This is a genomic window from Amycolatopsis solani (genome assembly GCF_033441515.1).
Taxonomy (GTDB): Bacteria; Actinomycetota; Actinomycetes; order Mycobacteriales; family Pseudonocardiaceae; genus Amycolatopsis; species Amycolatopsis solani.
In genome coordinates, this window is record NZ_JAWQJT010000001.1 from 2,130,772 (window position 1) to 2,150,033 (window position 19,262).

Consider the following 19,262-nt stretch of genomic DNA (forward strand, 5'->3'; position numbering starts at 1 on the left):
CGAGCGTCAGTCGCGGCCGAGTCGGGTCGGCTGCCACCTGAGCACCCGCCGTTCCGCGACCAGGAAGATCGTGTTGAAGACGTAGCCGAGGATGCCCAGCAGCACCAGCCAGGACCACATGATGGGGAAGTCGAAGTCCTGCTGGGCGTTCAGCAGCGACCGGCCGATCCCGTTGTAGGCGCCGACCAGTTCGGACACGACCATCAGCAGCAGCGAGATCGACAGGCTGACCCGCAGGCCGGCGAAGATCTTCGGGGCCGCCGCCGGCAGGACGACCAGGCCGACCCAGTACCGGCGGGGCGTGCGGAACGACCGCGACGTCTCCACCTTCACCTGGTCGACCGAGCGGACGCCGTCGACCGCGTTGAGCAGCACCGGCCACACCGCGCCGAAGATGATCGACCCGATCTGCATGCCCGAGCTCAGCCCGAACAGCACCGCGAACACCGGGATCAGCGTGGGCGGCGGGATCGAACGGAAGAACGCGAACAGCGGGCCGAGGTAGTCCATCGCCGTGGCGGACCGGCCGACGAGCACGCCGACCACGACACCGACGACGGCGGCCAGTCCCCAGCCGCCGAGCATCCGGCCGAGGCTGGGGAGCACGTTGTCGAACACCGCGTCGGTGAGGAAGAGGTGCGACGCGGGGCCGGTGAACCACAACTTCGCGGCGGCGACCGCGATCTCCGTCGGCGGCGGGAAGAACTTGCTGCCGCCGGCCCGGGCGGCGAACTCCCAGAGCACCACGAGGATCGCGAAGAGCAGCCAGTTGCGGACGACGGCGGCGGCGCCGCGGGCGGCCCGGCGGCCCACCCGGCCGGAAAGAGTTGCCGCGGTCACGCGATCGCCTCCCGGTCGACGCTGCTCCAGCGGAAGAACCGCTTGCCCAGTTGTTCGAGCCCCTCGTTGATGAGGTAGCCCAGCACCCCGGCGACCACGGTACCGGCCAGCACCAGGTCGAACCGGGCCGCGCCGCTGCTGGCGATCAGGATGAAGCTGCCGAGCCCGACCTGGGAGCCGGCCAGGAACTCCACGCTCACGACGGCGATCAGCGAAATGGTCGCCGACAGCCGGACGCCGGTGAAGACGAACGGCGCGGTCTGCGGCAGCGCGACCGAAGTCAGGATGCGGAACCGGCTGGTCCCGCACGCCCGCGCGGTCTCCATCAGCACCGGGTCGATCTCGCCCATGCCGTAGATGGTGTTGAACATGATCGGCCACAGCGACGCGTACACCGCGAGGGTGATCTTCGCGTCGGGGCCGGACCCGATCACCAGCAGCACCAGCGGGACGAGCGCGGTGACCGGGATCGGGCGGAGGAATTCGACGATCGCGGCGGTGGCGGTGCGCAGCACCGGGATGCTGCCGAGCAGCAGACCGGCGGGTACGCCGATGGCGATGGCGATCGCGATGGCGATCAGCCAGGCCAGCATCGTCGCGATGATGTCGCGGATGAATTCGGGGTCGCCCAGCAGGTCGCCGACGGTGACCAGGACGACGCTCGGCGGCGGGGTGAACGTCTTGCTGACCAGATCGACCTGGACGACGACCTCCCAGAACAGGAGGAAGCCGACCAGGCCGGCCAGGCCGCGGAGCAGCTTTTTCACGTGAGGGCCTTATTTTGGTGGGGCCGGCGCAACGGACCGCCAGGTGCGATCCCGTGGTGACCTTCGCGCCGGCCGACGGCGGAACAAGGCTCTCAGCTGGTCGCCTGGGGCGCGATCATCGGCGCGGCGTCGACCTTGCTGGTGATGACGCCCATCTGCAGCAGCAGGTCGGGCACCCGCTGCAAGCGCCGGGCGTCCAACGTGGAGCCGTAGCCGGGCAGGGTGAGCAGCTTGGCCGTGTCTTCGTCGATCTTCGCGTACTTGACCAGCAGCGGTTCGACCTTCGAACGGTCGTTGATCGCGTCGCTGGTGGCCTTCTTCATGGCGCGCTGGAAGGCCGCGAGGGTCTTCGGGTTCGACTGGACCCACTTCGTCGTCGAGCCGTAGCCGGTCAGCGGGAAGTCCTGGCTGGCGCCGGTGTTGATGTCGATCACCGGCGTCGCGCCGACGGTCTTCGCCGCCTGCGAGAGCATCGGCTCCGGCATGTAGGCCGCGTCCACCTGGTTGTCCTTGAGCGCCGCCGCCATGTTCGTCAGCGGGACCAGCTGCCACTGGACGGTGCTGAAGTCGACGCCGTGGTCCTTCATGACGGACTTGGTGAGGATGTCCGAGGCGGTGTTCTTGGCCGTGATCGCGATTCGCTTGCCGGCCAGGTCGTTGACCGTCTTCACGTTCGAGGACGGCACGGTCACGATCGCGTTGCTCTTCGCGTTGACCGAGGTGCCGTCGGCGACGAGCTGGATGTCCGCGGCGTCCTTGCTCTTGGCGACGAAGAACGGCGTGTAGGTCGAGAGCGCGATGTCGGCCTCGCCGTTCATCGCCTTCTGCATGGATTCCTGGCCGCTCTTGGCGACGATCTGCTCGACGTCGAGCCCTTCGGACTTGAAGTAGCCGCCGTCCAAGGCCAGCCAGAACGGCGCGAGGTCCGTTGTCGGCATGATCGAGACCTTGATCTTCGACTTCTCCAGGCCGCCCCCGTTCGACGAGGCGTTCGAGTCGTCCGAGCCGAGGGCGCTGCAGCCCGTGAGGGCTGTCGCCGCCGCGACGGTGAGGGCGAGCCCGAGCGCGGCGCGGCGAGTGCGAACCCGGCCACTGCTCATGGCGTTTCCAAGCAAGGCCTGCTCCTTGGTGAAGAAAGTGACGGTTGATGGACCGAATCCCGGGGAAGTACGTAACTCATTCTCGGGAGTACGCGGGCCACTGTAGAGAACGTGACAGGTTGCTCACAACGGGTGCGATCCATACCCGAGAGGGTGGCGCACGTCACTCTTTTGGCCTCTGGTCTAGACCCACTGCTCCACTCGCCGTAAGCGTTCACCCAGCGTAAGGCCCAGATCCTGAATAAGAGATCTCCAGCTGTGCGCCGACTGAGCGAACGCTGTGCAACATCGAGCGCGTCCTGTCGGGAGGGTTACATCTTCTCCGGGCGTTCGCTACCCTCTGCACCTGCGGGGAGGTATCAACCTCCGATGTAGTGAGAGAGAGTGCCTGGATGGCCGATCAAGTCGATCCCCGGTTTACCAGGGCACGCTGTGCTTTTCCTGAGAGATTCGTCCCCGTAGAGGCCACTGCCTGGCCGGGCAAAGCCGCCACGCCGGTGAGCTAGGCCGAACCAACAGACCGATGCGAAACCAGCGCAGGGACCCGACCGTGATGCTCGAGCTGAACCGATTCCGTCCGGCTGGACGGGGTTCAGGAACACCCACCGAAGACGATCTTTTCACCCGTACGGGTACCGTCTCGCGCTGGGCTCGTTCCGACCTGCCGCTGCGTTTGGGCGCCGGGAGCGTGCAGACGAGTGGCTGACGAGAACGCGATGCGCCCCGGTGGTGGGCGCTGGACCGACCAAGGTTTCACGAGCACGAACGATGATGGTGGTGCGGCGGTGCCGAACGAAGACGCCGCGGGGGTAGGAGGGGCCCCCGCGCAGTCGCCCGGAGACAGTCCGGGCCGGAAGGCCGGGTTCTTTTCCGGCATGCGCGACTGGCGGCTGCGCTCCAAGCTGGCCGCGGTCCTGATCATCCCGACCCTGACCGCCGCGGTGCTGGGGGCACTGCGCGTGGTCGACGACGCCCGGCAGGCGGCGGAGTTCCAGCGGACGGCCGACCAGGTGGCGTTCGCCGTCAAGGTCACGACGGTCGTCCACGAGCTCCAGAACGAGCGCGGTCTGGCCGTCGCCCGGATCTCGTCGAACAACCCGCTCCTGCAGACGGGCCTCGACTCGCAGATCTCGAAGGTCGACCGCGAAGTCGCGGACCTGCGCTCGGCGGCGTCGACGCTCAACTACGACGACCAGGCGACCAAGGACCGCTACACCCGCGGTATCCAGCGCCTCGACGCCCTGCGCCCGCTGCGGGCCGCGTTCAACACCGCGAACGGCCTGCCCGACATCACGGTGATGACCGCCTACTCGGGCATCCTCGACTCGCTCATCGAGCTGGGCCGCGAGGTGACCACCGCGGTCACCGACCGGGACGTGCTCCGGCTGGGCACGAGCACGCAGGCGATCAGCGAGGCCAAGGAGTTCACCACCCGCTCCGACGCCGAGCTGCAGATCGCCGCGTTCCGGGGCAGCTTCCCCGGCGACCTCCTCGACCAGACGCGCGCGTCGGCGTCCAGCGCGGACGCCTCGGTCCAGGCCTTCCTCGCGAACGCCGACGACGACCAGCGCCAGCTCTACAACGACACCTACTCCGGCCCGGAGGTCGACGACCGCCGCCGGATCCAGACCGCGGCGTTCGCCTTCGCCCAGCTGGACCAGCCGCCGAGCATCGACACCACGGCGCTCGGCAAGGACAGCACCGTGTCGGCGGACAAGCTGCACGCGGTCGAGTCGAACCTGCTCGCCCAGCTCAAGACCCGCGCGGACGACCTCGCCACGGCGGCGGTCAACTCGGCGTGGGTCGGCGGTGCCATCGTGCTCGCCGCCCTGGCCGCTGCGATCGCGCTGATGCTCATCGTCGCGCGCCTCATGCTGCGCCCGCTGCGGGTGCTGCGCCGGAGCGCGCTGGACGTCGCCTACACCCGGCTGCCGGAAACCGTGCAGGCGATCCTCGACGACCCGGACCCGGTCGGCGCCTCCAAGAAGGCCGTCCAGCCGGTGCCCGTCACCTCCCGCGACGAGATCGGCGAGGTCGCGCGGTCGTTCGACATCGTCCACGAGCAAGCCGTCAAGATGGCCGCCGAGCAGGCCCTCCTGCGCGAGAACGTCAACGGCATCTTCGTGAACCTCTCCCGGCGGTCGCAGCGGCTGGTGGAACGCCAGCTCGGCGTCATCGACCGCCTCGAGGCCGACGAGCAGGACCCGGACCACTTGGCGAGCCTGTTCGAGCTCGACCACCTGGCCACCCGGCTGCGGCGCAACGGTGAGTCCCTGCTGGTGCTCTCCGGCGCCGGCCTGGCCAAGTCCGTGCCCAAGCCGGTGCCCGCCGCCGACGTCATCGGCGCCGCGGTGTCCGAGATCGAGCAGTACGCCCGGATCGAGGTCGGCATCGTGCCCGACGTCGCGGTCCAGGGCCTCGCGATCCACGACCTCGTGCACGTCCTCGCGGAGCTGCTCGACAACGCGACCTACTTCTCCGAGCCGGAGACGAAGGTCATCGTCCGGGCCGTGGTGACCCGCCGGAAGGCTCTCGCCATCCAGGTCACCGACCACGGTGTCGGCATGAGCGACGAGCGGCTGGCCGAGGTCAACGCGCGGCTCGCCGAGCCGCCGGACCTGGACGTGTCGGTGACCAGGCGAATGGGTCTGTACGTGGTCTCGCGCCTGGCCAAGCGCCACGGCATCGAGGTCCGGCTGCGCGAGAACGAGGACATCGAGGGCGGCGTGATAGCTCGCGTCGTCGTCCCGGCGGAGCTGCTCACGCACCTGCGCCCCGGCATGCAGCGGCAGACCCCGCTGCCGCCGGGCCGGTCCGAAACGTCCATGTCGATGCCGAGCATCCCGATCCCGGCCGCGCGCTCGGACTTCGACCAGACGCAGTCGTTCTCGCCGACTCCGCCGCCGCCCTCGGCACCCACGCCCACCCCGCCGCCGCCTCCGGCCCCGCCGAAGCACGAGCCGGTGGCGAACCAGGGCGGGCTGGTCCCGCTCGACCAGCCGATCAGCCTGGACGACCTGGTCAGCGGCGGCCGCGCGGCGGGCCCGTTCCTGTCGCCCGAGCTGCCCAAGCCCGACGTGCCGGCCTGGCCGACCGCGGAGGACCTGGCGCCGCTGGCGCCGTCGTCGAACGGGGACGGAGCCAGCTCCCGGGCCGGCGACACCCAGTTCGCGCCGCTGGTGCTGCCCAAGCGCGAGCCGAAGTTCGTGCCGCCCGAGGAACCGCCCCCGGCGCCGCCACCCGCGGCGGAGGTCGGTTCGTCGGCGCTCGAGGACGATGTACCCACCCGGCGGCTCCCGATCTACCAGTCGGTGCTGTCACGCTGGTTCAGTGAGGGCGACGACGCGGCTGCCGACCCGGTGCCGCCGCAGAGCGACCAGGGCCACCAGAGCCACCGGAGTGTGCAGGACGAGGTCGAGGACCCGAACCTGCCGCCCCTCACCGGCCGCGACGAGCCCGTCCCGGAACCCGTGGACGAGCTGCAGCCGACGGCAGCCACGCGGCACCCGCTCCTCCCGCCCGACGACGGCTGGCACAGCGCCTCCGACGACGGCTGGCAGGCGGCGCAGTCGCTGCTCGAGTCCAAGAACGAGGAGATCACCACGGCCGGGCTGCCCAAGCGCATCCCGAACGCCTACCTGGTGCCGGGGTCGATCAGCAGTTCGAGCTCGACGCCCGAGGCGCCGGCCCAGAACAACTTTGCGGATGCCACCGCGGGCATGCCCGGAACGGGTGCGATCACCCGCTCGGCGTCCGCGGCGCGGAACCGGATGGCAAGCTTCCAACGTGGGTACACCTCGGGACGCCATGCGCTGAAGGAGCGACCGGGCGACGAGGTTCCGGTGAGTGGCAACACAGACAGCAGTGAGGAGTGAAAGTGACACGGGCGGGTGCAATGCAGCCGGGTGGCTCCGCGCAGCCGAACGGCCAGGCGCATGCCAAGGCGAACAATGCCGGCAGCTTCGCTTGGCTGATCACGGATTTCGTGCACCGGGTGCCCGGCGCGGCCCACGCGGTCGTGGTGTCGGCCGACGGCCTGCTCCTGGCGGCCTCGCGCGGGCTGCCGAAGGACCGGGCGGACCAGCTGGCCGCGGTGGCGTCGGGGCTGACCAGCCTCGCGCGTGGTGCGGCCAAGGTGTTCGAGGGCGGCACGGTGGCGCAGACGGTGGTCGAGATGGCCAACGGCTTCCTCTTCCTCATGTCGGTTTCCGACGGTTCTTGTCTGGCGGTGCTGGGATCGCCGGAGAGTGACATCGGCTTGGTCGTCTACGAGATGACCTTGCTGGTGGAGCGGGTCGGCCAGCAGCTGACTCCGGAGATGCGGGCGCAACTGCAGGGCGCGGCCGTCCGCCGCTGAGGACCTGGGAACCGAGGAGAGAGCCGTGGACGACGGGCGCTTGAGGGGTGATGGCCGGCTCGGTGACGACTTCTCCGGTGGTTGGTCCGAGCAGCCGGACGACGGCCGGGAGGACTGGCAGTCGTTCCGGGAACGCGTCGACCGCGAATGGCGGGCGAGGCGGGTGCAGGCATCCGACAGCGACCCCGTGCGGGAGCCGCCGAACTGGCTGACCGACTCGGGCGCCGGGCAGGAGCCGATCCGCCCGATCGCGGGCGGCACCGAATACCGCGACCGGCTGCTCGGCGGGCCGGGCGCGGAACTGTTCGGTGGTTCGAGCGGGCCGCTGTACGACGCGCACGAGTTCGCCGCGTACAGCACCGAGCGGGACTTCGGAGCGGGACCGGACTCCGGTGAACTGGCCGCGGCGCTGCCGCGCCAGGCCCACCAGGAGTACGTGGACGAGCCGGCGCCGACGGAGATGGAGACGTCCGGCCTGGTCCGGCCGTACTTCCGGACCCGTGGCCGGACGAAGGCGACCCTCGACCTGGCGATCGAGGCGCTGATCTCGACCAGCGAACAGGGCCGGATGCTCGACCGGGTCCGGGTGCCCGAGCACCGGTCGATCTGCGACCTGTGCCTCGACACCCGGTCGGTGGCCGAGGTGGCGGCGCTGCTGCGCCTGCCGCTCGGTGTGGTGCGGGTGTTGATTGGTGACGTGGCGGGTCTCGGGCTGGTGCTGGTGCACTCCAGCAGCACGACCGTGGGCGACCGGCCGAGTATCGAGTTCATGGAAAGGGTGCTCAGTGGGCTTCGGAGAATTTGACTCCGACGCGAACGCGCCGCAGGTGACGGGTCCGACCTCGTCGGCCAAGATCGTGGTCGCCGGCGGGTTCGGTTCGGGGAAGACAACGTTGGTCGGGGCGATCTCGGAGATCGACCCGCTGACCACCGAGGCCATGATGACCGAGGCCAGCGTCGGACACGACGACACCTCGGCCACGCCCAACAAGACCACCACCACCGTGGCGATGGACTTCGGGCGCATCTCGCTGGACTCGGACCTCGTGCTGTACGTCTTCGGCACGCCGGGTCAGCACCGGTTCTGGTTCATGTGGGACGACCTCGCGGTCGGCGCCATCGGCGCGGTCGTGCTGGTGGACACGCGGCGGCTCGCCGACGCGTTCCCCTCGATCGACTTCTTCGAGAACCGGAAGCTGCCCTACGTCGTGGCGATCAACTGCTTCGACCGGCTGCTGCACCACCAGATCGAGGACGTCCGGCACGCGCTGACCATCGCGCCGTCGGTCCCGATCATGGCGTGCGACGCGCGCGAGCGCGACTCCGCCAAGCAGGTGCTGATCTCCGTCGTCCAGCACGCGATCGCGCACGATTCGGCGCTGCGCGCGGGATAACCGATGACGCCCCGAACCGGATGCGGCCGTTGGAGTGAACTCCGCGTGCTTCACCCACTTCGGGGAGTGGTGCCGCCGTCCGGTGCGGCGGCCGGCCACGCCGGTCCGCGAAGACCGGCGGCGGGTCGGCGTGCCTCGGCCAGTGGCACCCCCGCTGACCTGCGCCGACACCTCGCGGTGGCCGTGCGGGACCGGCGTCGCCGGGTGCCGCCCGGAAGCGTGACCCCGTCCGGGCCGGCGCGGAGCGCGGCCACGCGCACACGTAGGGTGCGCAGCGGCCGGCCGGTGGTGGACTCGACACCACCGGCGGTGCGAATACGCTTTACCGTGGCGTCGAGTCCACCACCGTCCGGCCCCGCCGGACGCTCCGGGGTGCGGCGCGCGGTGCCGCACGAGCGAGGAGGGGCAGTAGTGACGGCTTCCGGCCAGGGCACATTCGGCTGGCTCATCACGGACTTCGTGCGCCGGGTACCCGGTGCGGCGCACGCCGTTCTGGTGTCCGCGGACGGCCTGCTCCTGGCGCCGTCGGAAGGCTTGCCTCAGGAACGCGCCGAACAGCTGTCCGCGGTGGCGTCCGGGCTGATCAGCCTGACGCACGGGGCCGCGCGCTGCTTCGAAGCGGGCGGTGTCAACCAGACCGTGGTGGAGATGGAGCGCGGCTACTTGTTCTTGATGTCCGTTTCGGACGGTTCGTCGCTGGCGGTGCTGGCCGCGCCGACGTGCGACATCGGCACGGTCGCCTACGAGATGACCCTGCTCGTCGAGCGCGTCGGCCAGCAGATCACCCCCGAGCTGCGCGCGCAGCTGCAGGGCGGCGTGCGTGGGTAGGACGAGATGAGGATTTCGGGATTCGACGATCCGGACTCCAGCGGCTGGGACGCACTGCACCGCGGCACCGAGCGCGAGGGTTTCGATTCGCCCAGCAAGTTCGACATGTCGACGCTGTCGACGATCATGCCCAAGCGCCGTCCGGCGCGGCCGAAGCCGGATCCGCAGGGCTACACCGACGAGGACACCCGCGAGTGGGGCTCGTCGGCGTCCGACGAGGAGTACGCGGCCGAGGAGTACCGCGCCCAGGAGTACACCGGCGGGCACCGGCGGATCGTGGAGGACGACTACCCGCCCGCGCCGCCGCGCGAGTACACGGGCCAGGACTATGCGGGCCAGGACTATGCGGGCCAGGACTACGCCGGCCAGGACTACGCGGCCCCGCCCGCACACCAGTACGCCGACAACGGCCACGACTACGCGGCTCCGCCCGCGCGGCAGTACGCCGAAGACGGCTACGACCCCGCCGAGCCCGAGTGGCAGGACGGCGAGACCTACCAGCCGGAACCCCCGGCGCTGGAACCGGCGTGGACCCCGCCCCGGGGTGCCCGCCCGCCCGCACCGCCCCGGCCCCCGGCGCCGCCGCGGCCGCCTGCCCCGCGCCCGCCGGCCCCCCGGCCGCCGGTCGCGCCGCCGCCGTCGTGGACGCCCCCGCCGGACCCGGAGACCCGCTGGATCCCGCGGCCGGAGCCGTGGGAGGACCCGGCCTGGAGCGAACCGGCCCGCGTCGCGAGCCCGGCGCCCGTCGTGTCGGCGAACTCGCGGGTCCGCCCGTACACCCGCACCGGCGGGCGCACGCGGTCCGACCACAACCTGGCGCTGGAGGCCCTGGTCTCGACGTCCGACGACGGCCGCCGCTACCGCGGGGTCCGGTCGGTCGAGCACCGCCGGATCTGCGACCTCTGCTTGGACACCCGCTCGGTCGCGGAGATCGCCGCCCACCTGCGGCTGCCGCTGGGCGTGGTGAAGATCCTGGTCGGCGACATGGCCGACATCGGCCTGGTGCTGATCCACCAGACCGAGCTGATCCTCGGCGACCGCTCGTCCCGTGACTTCATGGAGCGCGTGCTGGCGGGCCTGCGCGCCCTCTAGCCCGCGGTCAGGTCCAGGGCCAGGGTGTTGCCCGGCCCGGCCACCGCCCCGGTGAGCAGGGGCGTCGCGGACCCGCAGTTCGCGAACTCACCGATCGCGTACGTCGAGGTCAACCGGCCGCCGATGCCCGTGGTGAAGCCGTCCGGCACGAGCTCCGTCGTCACCGGCTGGGCCGTGCCGCAGGAGGCCCCGACGTCGTACGGGACGCCGTTCACGCGCACGTCCGACACCTTGACCGGCCAGGTCGCCGAGCCGGTGAAGCCGCCGAACACCGAGCCCTCGGCGTGGCCCGGCCCGAGCGTGACGGTCCCGCTGACCGCGCCGATCCCGGGCACCACCTTGGTCACCTTCGCCGGCGGCAAGGTGATCGTCCCGGAGAAGGTGTACGAGCCGATCTGCGTGTACATGTCGAACTGCCCCGGCCCGAGCTTCAGGTCGGCGACCGGTTTCGCGATGTGCGTCGTCCCGGTGACGCGGTACTTCGAGTAGACCGGCGGCCCGGCCGCGTCCGCCGCTCCGGCGAAACCCACCCCACCCACGATCGTCGCCGCGGCTACCGCGGTCACGCGCGTTCCCCACTTCATGGACCAGGCTTACCACCTGCGAGGACAGTCCGGTGGGGATTCACCACTTTCAGTCTTCGACGATGGCCGCCGAGGTGATCCGGTGGAGGGAGTACCGCTCGTTGTTCTCGCCCTCGAGGATCCCGCCGCCGACGCGCACCGGCCGGATCACGCGCTGGCTGGCGGTGCCGCGGGAGTCCACGAACCCGATCCACACCTCACGGCGCTCCAGCGTCGCCCGGGACAGCAGCTCGAGCGTGGCCGACGTGTCCGCGCCGCCGCCGACCGGGGCGCGCACCGCCGAGCCGCGGCGGCGGGCCGAAGCCGCGTCGCCCGCGCGCAGGTTGGACACGATCCGGGTGGCCTGGTCCTCGGTCAGCACTGCCTGCTCGCCCGGGTTCCGGCGGGCCGCGCGCGCCTTCGCGGGCAGCCGCCTGCCACCCGGGCGGATGTCGACGACCCGGCCGTCGGGGCCTTCCGCGGCCGGGGCGAACCCGGCCGCGCGCAGGCCGGCCAGCACTTCGTGCAGCGGGTCCGGGCTGATCACGACGGTCGGCGCGATCAGCCGCAGGTCGTGCTCCGCCGAGACGGGGTGGGCGAGCACCTCGGCCAGCAGCGCCTCGTCGTCGCACCGCAGGAACGACGCCGCCACCCCGCCGCGCAGCCGTCCGTGCCGCCGGGCGACGTCGTCGACCAGGTAGCTCAGCCCCTGCGGGACCGGCGTCGCCGACTTCGCCTTGAACAGCGCGTGCAGCTCGTCGGCGGTGCGGCCGGTGTCCAGCGCGCGCCGGACGGACGCCTCGGTGATCCGGTAGACGGTCGCGTGCCCGGCCGATTCGACGTCGGCGACCGCGTCCATCTCCGCGGCCAGCTCCGGCTCCAGCGGGCCCGGCGCGACCACCGTCAGGTCGGCCTGCAGCAGCACGTGGTCCACCGGCGCGGGCAGCGCGTCCAGGATCGCTTCGACGGCGCCCGGCCGGTCGTCGGCGAGCAGCGCGCGGGCCGCCGTCGTGAGGCCGCCGAGCCCGACCAGGCCCAGCGCGCTCGCCTCGGACATCGTCCAGCGGACGGTCTCGTCCCGCAGCCGCCCGCCGCGCCGCGGCGCCCGCCAGGCCAGCACGGCGACGAGCTCGTCGACGCTCTTCACCCCGGCGCCCTCGGGGAGGTCGGCCAGCGCCGCGAGCACCCGGCGGCGCGCGACCGGGGCGAGCGGGCGGCGCAGCTCCTCCGACAGCGGCGCGACCGGCTTGTCCTTGGCGTCGCGCCCGCCCGCCATGCCCGGCAGCCGCGGCAGCTCGAGCCACGCCTGGGCCAGCGTCATCCAGCGCTGCGCGGTCGGCGACGCGAGCCACGAGTCGGTCAGCGTCGTCGGCACCCACTCGGGCGCGGTCGTCTCGCTGTCCGCGACGAGCCCGGCGCCCACGGTCAGCTCGGCCAGGAGGGTCGCTTGTGCTTCGTCGATCTCCAGGTCCTTCGCGAGCTTCTTCAGCTCGCGCACGCCGAGGCCGCCCGACTTCAGCACCGGCGGCGGCGCGACCGACCACGCGCGCAGCAGGGATTCGGTGTGGCGCAGGAACTCCATCGCCTCGCCGGCCGCCGCTTCGTCCACAGTGGACGTCTGGTGCGGGTGGACCGGCAGGGCGGGCTCGGTGAGCGTCCCCGGCGGGAAGGCCCCGCCGCGGACCGCGACGCCGATCTCGCGCGGCAGTTCGACGGTCTGATCGTCGCGGCGCAGCAGCAGCCCGCGGGCGAGCAGCTTCTGCACCGGCGTCGTGGCCTTCTCGAGCGTGAGGTCGAGCCCGGCGTCACGGGTCCGGCCGATCGGCGGCCCGGCGGCGAGGGCGGCGAGCACCCCGCGTTCGTCGTCGGGCAGCTCGGCGAGCCGCGCTTCGAGGTCTTCGCCGTCGAGTGACGGCGAGGGTGCGCCCAGCCCGGCGGGGAACGGCCCGAGTGCTTCCCTGGCCGCCGGCGGCACGCGCACGGCGTCGTCCGCGCCCCAGGCCAGCGCCCGCTTGCGCAGCCGGGCCAGCGGTTCGGCGATGTCGGTGCCGACCAGCTTCGCCACGTCTTCGACCGGCACCGGGTCGCGGTCCGCGCCGGCCAGCAAGCACGCTTCGAGCACGGCCAAGGTGAAGCTGTCGAGGTCTTCGCAGGCGCGCGCGACCGAGCCCGGCGTGCCGGCCCGGGTGGCCAGCACCGTGCTGTCGGAGGGCGGGGGCGTGGACAGGTCGCGCCGCGTGCGGAGCAGTTCGGTGAGTGCGCCGTCGGTCTCCGCGCGCAGCCAGTCCGCCAAAGAGGTCGCGGGCATAGAAGACCAGGGTACCGGGCGGTTGCGACAGCGCGTCCGGCCTCAGGCAGACTGTGGTCCGAGAACCGAGCGCAGCTGTGGAGGACGTTGTGGCCAAGGGTGAGAAGAAGCACAAGGGCGTCGACCCGACCTGGCCGGGCGAGGCCGGCGAACACCCCGTGACCGAGCTCGCGTCCGACCGCCAGGGCTCGCTGTCGCCGTTCGGCGACATCACGTTCCCGCTCGACTCGGTGCCGTACGTGCACCCCGAGACCGAGATCAACACCCGCCCGTAACGTTACTGGTCAGTACCGGTATCGGCCCCTCGTGAGGGCGGTCACGGGAGTAGGTTCGCACCCGTCCCAGCCACCTTTCCCATGCGGGGGTAAGTGCCATGCCGGTTCCCGGTCCCGGATATTCGATCACCGTCCGGGTCGAGGCCCCGGCTTCGTCCAGCGCGGCCGGTGACCTCACCACCGCCGTCGGGCGGGTCGGCGGGGTGCTGACGGCGTTCGACGTCGTCGAGTCCCACTCGGACTCGATCGTGGTCGACATCAGCGCCAACGCGCTGTCGGAGAACCACGCGAACGACATCACCCAGACGCTCGACTCGCTGCCCGGCGTCAAGGTCCGCAAGGTCTCCGACCGGACGTTCCTGATCCACCTCGGCGGCAAGATCGAGGTCACCCCCAAGGTCGCGCTCCGCAACCGTGACGACCTCTCCCGCGCCTACACCCCGGGTGTCGCCCGCGTCTGCCAGGCGATCGCGAACAACCCCGAAGACGCGCGCCGGCTGACCATCAAGCGCAACACCGTCGCGGTGCTCACCGACGGCTCCGCGGTGCTCGGCCTGGGCAACATCGGCCCGGCCGCCGCGCTGCCGGTGATGGAGGGCAAGGCGGCGCTGTTCAAGAAGTTCGCCGACGTCGACGCGTGGCCGGTCTGCCTGGACACCCAGGACACCGAAGAGATCATCATGATCGCCAAGGCGCTGGCCCCGGTGTACGCGGGCATCAACCTCGAGGACATCGCCGCGCCGCGCTGCTTCGAGATCGAGAAGCGGCTGCGCGAGCAGCTCGACATCCCGGTGTTCCACGACGACCAGCACGGCACCGCGATCGTGGTCGTGGCCGCGCTGCGCAACGCCCTGCGCGTGGTCGGGAAGAACATCGAAGACTGCAAGATCGTGGTCAGCGGCGTCGGCGCGGCCGGCTCGGCGATCATCCGGCTCCTGCTGCGCAAGAACCCGGGCGACATCGTCGCGGCGGACATCGACGGCATCGTCCACTCCGCGCGCGGCAACCTCGACGACAACCTGACCTGGATCGCGTCGCACACCAACAAGGAGCAGGTCAGCGGCACCTTGCACGAGGCTCTGGCCGGCGCCGACGTGTTCATCGGCGTCTCCGCGCCCAACCTGTTCGGCGCCGAGCAGGTGGCGACGATGAAGTCCGACGCGGTGGTCTTCGCGCTGGCCAACCCGGACCCGGAGATCGACCCGCTGGAGGCGCAGAAGCACGCCGCCGTCGTCGCGACCGGCCGCAGCGACTTCCCGAACCAGATCAACAACGTGCTGGCCTTCCCGGGCGTCTTCCGCGGCCTGCTCGACGCGCACGCGCACAACATCGACGACAACATGCTGCTCGCCGCGGCCGACGCGATCGCCGACGTCGTGGACAACGGCAAGCTCAACGCGTCGTTCATCGTGCCCAGCGTGTTCGACAGCGCGGTGGCGCCCGCGGTCGCCGACGCCGTGCGGAAGGCCGTGCGCGCCGAGCAGCGCTGAGTCCGCACTTCGGAGGGCCCCGGGATCGTTCCGCGGAGGGACGACCGGGGTCCTTCCGCGCTCTTCACCAGCTCCGCTGAAGCAGCCTCACCTCGACCTCCGGGAGATCGTCGAACCGGGCCCGCCCGTCCGTGGTCACCAGAATCCGGCCGGTGGCCCGGGCGGTCGCCGCGATGATCAGGTCGTGCGCCCCACGCGCCTGCCCGCTCCGTCGCAGATGAGCCAGCAGCTCGGCATGGTGTTCGACCACGTTCGTCGAGTACTCGACCACCGGCGTGACGGCCAGCAGCTCGGCCAGGAACGCACCGTGTGCCGCGCGCCGGGCCGGATTCGGGTCGAGGAGCAGACCTACCTGGTACTCGGTGATCACCACGGCGGGAACGGCGACGTCATCGTCATCCCCGATGGCCCCCGCCGGCAGCCGCTGCCGGGCGGCGTCGATGAGGATCCCGGTGTCGAGGATCAGTCGTGCCACGGGTCGCCGTCCAGCTCCGCCGACGCTGTCTCGCGGACCTCGGCGACGTTCTCCTCGAACCGGTCGTCGACGTCGAGCTTGCCGGCCCAGCGGTGGAACACCGCGCACACCGCGACGCCGTTCGCGTGCGGGGCGGGGACGATCAGCGCGACCCGCTTGCCGTTGCGCGTGACGGCGATCGTTTCGCCGTTCTCCGCCTCGTCGAGCACGGCCGAGAACGACCTGGAGGCTTCGGAAGCGGACAGTTCGATCACGAGAATCAGATTATCAGATTCCGATGATCTGAATCAAGGGGTCGCGGCGATTCGCCCGCCGGCACCGGAAGTAGCCTCGCCTGGTGAGTGAACTCAGCCACGTCGACGAGACCGGCGCCGCCCGGATGGTCGACGTCTCCGGCAAGACCGCCACCGCGCGCACCGCGCTCGCGGCCGGGACCGTGCGGACCACCGCCGAGGTGCTCCGGCTGCTCGCGACCGACGGCCTCCCCAAGGGCGACGCCCTCGCCACCGCGCGCATCGCCGGGATCATGGGTGCCAAGCGGGTGCCCGAGCTGATCCCGCTGTGCCACCAGATCGCGTTGTCCGGGGTCAAGGTGGAGTTCGAGCTGGGCGAAGCCGAAGTCCGGATCCGCGCGACGGCGAAGACCACCGACGTCACCGGCGTCGAGATGGAGGCGCTGACCGCGGTGGCGGTCGCCGGGCTGACGCTGCACGACATGATCAAGGCCGTCGACCCGGCGGCGACGCTGGACGAGGTCCGCCTGCTCCGCAAGGACGGCGGCAAGACCGGAACCTGGGAGCGGCCGTGAAGCGCAGCGCGCGCGTGATCGTGGCGTCCAACCGCGCCGCGAGGGGCGTCTACGAGGACAAGACCGGGCCGGTGATCGTCGACTGGCTCGCGGGGCGCGGGTACGACGTGCCGTCGCCGGTCGTCGTCGAGGACGGGGAGCCGGTGGGGGTCGCGCTGCGGGCCGCGCTCGCGGACGGCGTCGCCGTCGTGCTCACCACGGGCGGCACCGGCATCTCGCCGACCGACCGCACCCCGGACGTCACCCGCGCGGTCCTGGACCACGAGCTGCCGGGCGTGGCGGACGCGATCCGCGCCGCCGGGCTGCCGAAGGTGCCGACGGCGGTGCTCTCGCGCGGCGTGGCGGGCGTGGCGGGGCGGACCCTGGTCGTCAACCTCCCGGGCTCCAGCGGCGGCGTGAAGGACGGCCTGGGCGTCCTGGACGGCATCCTGGACCACGCGGTCGACCAGCTGGCGGGCGGCGACCACCCGCGGCCCGCGGCGGCCGGCCCGGCGGTCCGCGTGGCGCGGGCTCTGGTGACCGAGGACGTGCTGTCGGTCGAGGAGCACGCCGGCCTGGTCGAAGACGACGCGGCGGGCGCGGTGGTGACCTTCTCGGGGGTCGTCCGCGACCACGACGGCGGCAAGGGCGTGCGCGACCTGACCTACGAAGGCCACCCGAGCGCGGGCCAGGTGATCGCGGACGTCGTCGCGGAGCTGGCGGCGCGCTGGACCGGCGTCCGCGCGGTGGCGGTGAGCCACCGCATCGGGCCGCTGACGATCGGCGACGTCGCGCTGGCGTGCGCCGTGGCGGCGGAGCACCGCGGCCAGGCGTTCTCGGCGTGCGCGGAGCTCGTGGACGAGGTCAAGGCGCGGCTGCCGATCTGGAAGCACCAGCACTTCACCGACGGCACCGACGAGTGGGTCAACTCGCCCTGACCCGGGAACCACTCAGCCCTCCACCGCCCGGGGGATCGGCGGTGGAGGGCTGGGTGGAGTCACGGCCGAGGCCGGACTTGCGCATCAGAGCGCGATCGTCACTTGGTGGCGATCTTCTGGCCGACGAGGATCAGGTCCGCGTTCGGGATGTACTTCGCGTTCAGGTCCTGCAGCTTCGCGTAGCCGCCCTGGACGTTGAACTGCTTGGCGATCTTGGACAGCGTGTCGCCCGCCACGACGGTGTAGTCACCGGCCGGGTTCGAGCTGCTGACACCGGACACCGCGGGGGCCGCCTTCGGAGCAGCAGCCGCCTTGGGGGCGGTCGTGCTCTTCTTCGGGGTCACCTTCTTGGTGGTGTTGGTCTTCGCGGAAGCCTTGGGGGCCGACGAGCCGCCACCCTTCTTGCCGCAGACCGGCCAGGCGCCGATGCCCTGGCCCTGCAGGACGCGCTCGGCCACGGCGATCTGCTGCTCGCGGGAGGCGTTCTGCGCGTTGCCGGTGCCACCGTAGGCCTTCCACGTGCTCTGCGTGAACTGCAGGCCGCCGTAGTAGCCGTTGCCGGTGTTGATGCTCCAGTTGCCGCCGCTTTCGCACTGCGCGATCGCGTCCCAGTTGGTCGCCGACGCGGGGGTCGCGGCGATGGCGAGGGGCGCGCCGACCGCAATGCCCGCGATGGCGACGCGAGCGACGGTGCGGGTGGCAGCGGACATCTTGCGGTGCTTGCCTCGGTAAGACATTTGGATGCTTCTCGGTTTCCCAGCGCCTACGAACCTGTGGTGAGGGTCAGGATCGGGGTCCTGGCGCCGGCCGTCTCAGGCCGGCGGGCGAGTCCGACGCACGGCGCGTCTTCGTCGTCCCCTCGTCCCTGTCCGGAAATGCTTTCGCTCGGGGTATGGGTCCGGGGATCCGGTGGACAGGGCTAGGCGCTACGGATTCCCGGTCGTGCTGGTTGGTCGGGGCCAACCGAAAAGCGACGGTACGTAACGATCGCCGTGATCGGAAATTATTCGGGGCGTGACCTACGTCACAGTAACAGCACGCAACCCCGATCGATACGCTTGTTTGTGCAGGTCAGAGGGCCGTTATCTGCTCGTTTCCTTGCCGAGATAAAACACGGATCGTGAGGCTTGCATCACGTGATTGGCGCCGCGAATGGACCATTCGCGGCGTCCACTCGGCGATTGAAGCGCGCATCTTATGACCGGGGTCGGGAGTGCGCCAGACTTGACAATCCGGTCCCAGATGCCCCAGGAGTCACATCAGCCCCACCTGTTAGTGGGGTTTGGAACCACGACCGAAGCCGCTTGAGGTGGTGGCGACCCCCGTAGGGGGCCACGCACCGCGACCGACCAGGCGAAACGGGTCACCGGATGGCGTTGCGGCTCGTGCGGATCAGCTTCTCGCGAACAGCCGGATTTGATGACGCGCCACGCCGAGCCCCCGGAAGAGAGGTCGGCGAGTGGTCGGCTGCCGTACCCGAGCGGTCGGGGAAGAACGGCAGGGGCGAACTCGCGCCGGCGGGTGGGCGGCGCGTAGCAGGGGAGCAACTGACCTGCCGAGCGAGGCGGCGGGGGTGGCGGCCTCGCGCGGCGGAGAGGTGGAAGGGCTGGGTGGGCGGACTCGCGCTGCGGTGGAGGCGGCGAGGGACCGGCTGGGGAGCCAGTGCGCGGCAGAAGAGACAAGGGGCTGGGCGAGGCGGCGCCACGCAGCTAGTCAGAGGGAGCCGAGCGGGTCGGGCGTAATGGCCCCGCGCAGTCGTGCAGACAGAAGAGAGGTGGAGGTCAGCCTCAGCCGCCGGCGAACGGGGGCAGGACGTCCAGCTCCGCCCCGTCCGTCAGCGCCCGGCCGACGTCGCGCACCGCGATCCCGTCCAGCAGGTAGCTGACCGCGTCCAGGACCCGCGGCAACCCCTCCGGGTGCAGCCGCCGCAGTTCGGTCACCGCGTCCGCGACCGTGGCTCCCGTGGACAGCTGCACCTTCTCTTCGTCCACGCCCGCCGCGGCCCTTGCCGCCGCGAAGTAGCGGACCACGATGGTCAGGGTCGTCAT

Annotated in this window: 19 protein-coding genes; 10 read left to right on the plus strand and 9 right to left on the minus strand. The window is 71.2% G+C overall.

The annotated features are described in order from the left end of the window. Positions 1-6: 6 nt before the first annotated feature. The 3 genes from SD460_RS10615 to SD460_RS10625 all read right to left on the minus strand — a co-directional run bounded on the left by SD460_RS10615 (position 7) and on the right by SD460_RS10625 (position 2,707). Positions 7-840 carry an ABC transporter permease gene (locus SD460_RS10615; protein ID WP_290054462.1) on the minus strand — a complete coding sequence of 278 codons (834 nt, stop codon included), beginning with the start codon at positions 838-840 and terminating at the stop codon, positions 7-9. After that, complete coding sequence (locus SD460_RS10620) at positions 837-1,607, minus strand: ABC transporter permease (protein WP_290054463.1); 771 nt, start codon at positions 1,605-1,607, stop codon at positions 837-839. Before SD460_RS10620 ends, SD460_RS10615 begins: the two co-directional genes overlap by 4 nt. 92 nt (positions 1,608-1,699) lie before the next feature. Next, complete coding sequence (locus SD460_RS10625; RefSeq protein ID WP_290054469.1) at positions 1,700-2,707, minus strand: ABC transporter substrate-binding protein; 1,008 nt, start codon at positions 2,705-2,707, stop codon at positions 1,700-1,702. A 716-nt stretch (positions 2,708-3,423) separates the two neighbouring features. Between SD460_RS10625 and SD460_RS10630 the strand changes: the two genes are divergently transcribed. From SD460_RS10630 to SD460_RS10655, 6 genes are all read left to right on the plus strand, one after another. After that, a complete protein-coding gene (locus SD460_RS10630) occupies positions 3,424-6,582 on the plus strand; it encodes a sensor histidine kinase (RefSeq protein WP_290054471.1) in 3,159 nt (1,052 codons plus the stop codon). 20 nt (positions 6,583-6,602) lie between these two features. After that, positions 6,603-7,064, plus strand: a complete 462-nt coding sequence (locus tag SD460_RS10635) for a roadblock/LC7 domain-containing protein (protein ID WP_003085376.1) — start codon at positions 6,603-6,605, stop codon at positions 7,062-7,064. A 25-nt stretch (positions 7,065-7,089) separates the two neighbouring features. Continuing rightward, positions 7,090-7,869, plus strand: coding sequence for a DUF742 domain-containing protein (locus SD460_RS10640; protein ID WP_290054464.1), 780 nt, complete (start codon positions 7,090-7,092; stop codon positions 7,867-7,869). Further along, positions 7,850-8,458, plus strand: coding sequence for a GTP-binding protein (locus SD460_RS10645; protein WP_086861435.1), 609 nt, complete (start codon positions 7,850-7,852; stop codon positions 8,456-8,458). The genes SD460_RS10640 and SD460_RS10645 overlap by 20 nt, the downstream gene beginning before the upstream one ends. A 411-nt stretch (positions 8,459-8,869) precedes the next feature. After that, a complete protein-coding gene (locus tag SD460_RS10650) occupies positions 8,870-9,286 on the plus strand; it encodes a roadblock/LC7 domain-containing protein (protein WP_257920920.1) in 417 nt (138 codons plus the stop codon). A 6-nt stretch (positions 9,287-9,292) separates the two neighbouring features. Next, a complete protein-coding gene (locus tag SD460_RS10655; protein ID WP_318306114.1) occupies positions 9,293-10,378 on the plus strand; it encodes a DUF742 domain-containing protein in 1,086 nt (361 codons plus the stop codon). Here the strand turns inward: SD460_RS10655 and SD460_RS10660 are convergent. Continuing rightward, positions 10,375-10,944: a hypothetical protein gene (locus tag SD460_RS10660; protein WP_290063215.1), complete on the minus strand. Its 570-nt coding sequence runs from the start codon at positions 10,942-10,944 to the stop codon at positions 10,375-10,377. The two genes, SD460_RS10655 and SD460_RS10660, sit on opposite strands and share 4 nt — an antisense overlap. A 67-nt stretch (positions 10,945-11,011) precedes the next feature. Then, positions 11,012-13,249, minus strand: coding sequence for a helicase-associated domain-containing protein (locus tag SD460_RS10665; protein WP_318306115.1), 2,238 nt, complete (start codon positions 13,247-13,249; stop codon positions 11,012-11,014). 89 nt (positions 13,250-13,338) lie between these two features. Here SD460_RS10665 and SD460_RS10670 point away from each other — a divergent pair, with 89 nt between their 5' ends. After that, entirely contained in the window at positions 13,339-13,524 is a 186-nt protein-coding gene (locus tag SD460_RS10670; protein WP_247017882.1) for a hypothetical protein, read from the plus strand. A 98-nt stretch (positions 13,525-13,622) separates the two neighbouring features. Further along, positions 13,623-15,014 carry an NAD-dependent malic enzyme gene (locus SD460_RS10675; RefSeq protein WP_290061551.1) on the plus strand — a complete coding sequence of 464 codons (1,392 nt, stop codon included), beginning with the start codon at positions 13,623-13,625 and terminating at the stop codon, positions 15,012-15,014. Between the two features lie 64 nt (positions 15,015-15,078). Here SD460_RS10675 and SD460_RS10680 read toward each other — a convergent pair whose 3' ends face one another. Further along, positions 15,079-15,489, minus strand: coding sequence for a PIN domain-containing protein (locus SD460_RS10680; protein WP_290061553.1), 411 nt, complete (start codon positions 15,487-15,489; stop codon positions 15,079-15,081). Further along, positions 15,477-15,743 carry a type II toxin-antitoxin system Phd/YefM family antitoxin gene (locus SD460_RS10685; protein WP_290061555.1) on the minus strand — a complete coding sequence of 89 codons (267 nt, stop codon included), beginning with the start codon at positions 15,741-15,743 and terminating at the stop codon, positions 15,477-15,479. The genes SD460_RS10680 and SD460_RS10685 overlap by 13 nt, the downstream gene beginning before the upstream one ends. Positions 15,744-15,826: 83 nt before the next feature. On the opposite strand from SD460_RS10685, the gene moaC reads away from it, so the two are divergent. Further along, the gene (gene moaC / locus SD460_RS10690) at positions 15,827-16,297 is read left to right on the plus strand and encodes a cyclic pyranopterin monophosphate synthase MoaC (protein ID WP_086861427.1); all 471 of its coding nucleotides are present in this window, start codon (positions 15,827-15,829) and stop codon (positions 16,295-16,297) included. Continuing rightward, positions 16,294-17,214: a molybdenum cofactor biosynthesis protein MoaE gene (locus SD460_RS10695; protein ID WP_290061558.1), complete on the plus strand. Its 921-nt coding sequence runs from the start codon at positions 16,294-16,296 to the stop codon at positions 17,212-17,214. The genes moaC and SD460_RS10695 overlap by 4 nt, the downstream gene beginning before the upstream one ends. 98 nt (positions 17,215-17,312) lie before the next feature. Here the strand turns inward: SD460_RS10695 and SD460_RS10700 are convergent, their stop codons facing one another. Continuing rightward, positions 17,313-17,951, minus strand: a complete 639-nt coding sequence (locus SD460_RS10700; RefSeq protein WP_290061560.1) for a transglycosylase family protein — start codon at positions 17,949-17,951, stop codon at positions 17,313-17,315. 1,050 nt (positions 17,952-19,001) lie between these two features. Beyond that, a complete protein-coding gene (locus SD460_RS10705) occupies positions 19,002-19,262 on the minus strand; it encodes a MoaD/ThiS family protein (protein ID WP_290061561.1) in 261 nt (86 codons plus the stop codon).

Coding starts and splice junctions, on each gene's coding strand:
- SD460_RS10675 (WP_290061551.1), top strand. CDS start 13,623: ATGCCGGTTCCCGGTCCCGGATATTCGATCACCGTCCGGGTCGAGGCC.
- SD460_RS10635 (WP_003085376.1), top strand. CDS start 6,603: ATGCAGCCGGGTGGCTCCGCGCAGCCGAACGGCCAGGCGCATGCCAAG.
- SD460_RS10705 (WP_290061561.1), bottom strand. CDS start 19,262: ATGACGACCCTGACCATCGTGGTCCGCTACTTCGCGGCGGCAAGGGCC.
- SD460_RS10700 (WP_290061560.1), bottom strand. CDS start 17,951: ATGTCTTACCGAGGCAAGCACCGCAAGATGTCCGCTGCCACCCGCACC.
- SD460_RS10630 (WP_290054471.1), top strand. CDS start 3,424: ATGCGCCCCGGTGGTGGGCGCTGGACCGACCAAGGTTTCACGAGCACG.
- SD460_RS10655 (WP_318306114.1), top strand. CDS start 9,293: ATGAGGATTTCGGGATTCGACGATCCGGACTCCAGCGGCTGGGACGCA.
- SD460_RS10625 (WP_290054469.1), bottom strand. CDS start 2,707: ATGAGCAGTGGCCGGGTTCGCACTCGCCGCGCCGCGCTCGGGCTCGCC.
- SD460_RS10665 (WP_318306115.1), bottom strand. CDS start 13,249: ATGCCCGCGACCTCTTTGGCGGACTGGCTGCGCGCGGAGACCGACGGC.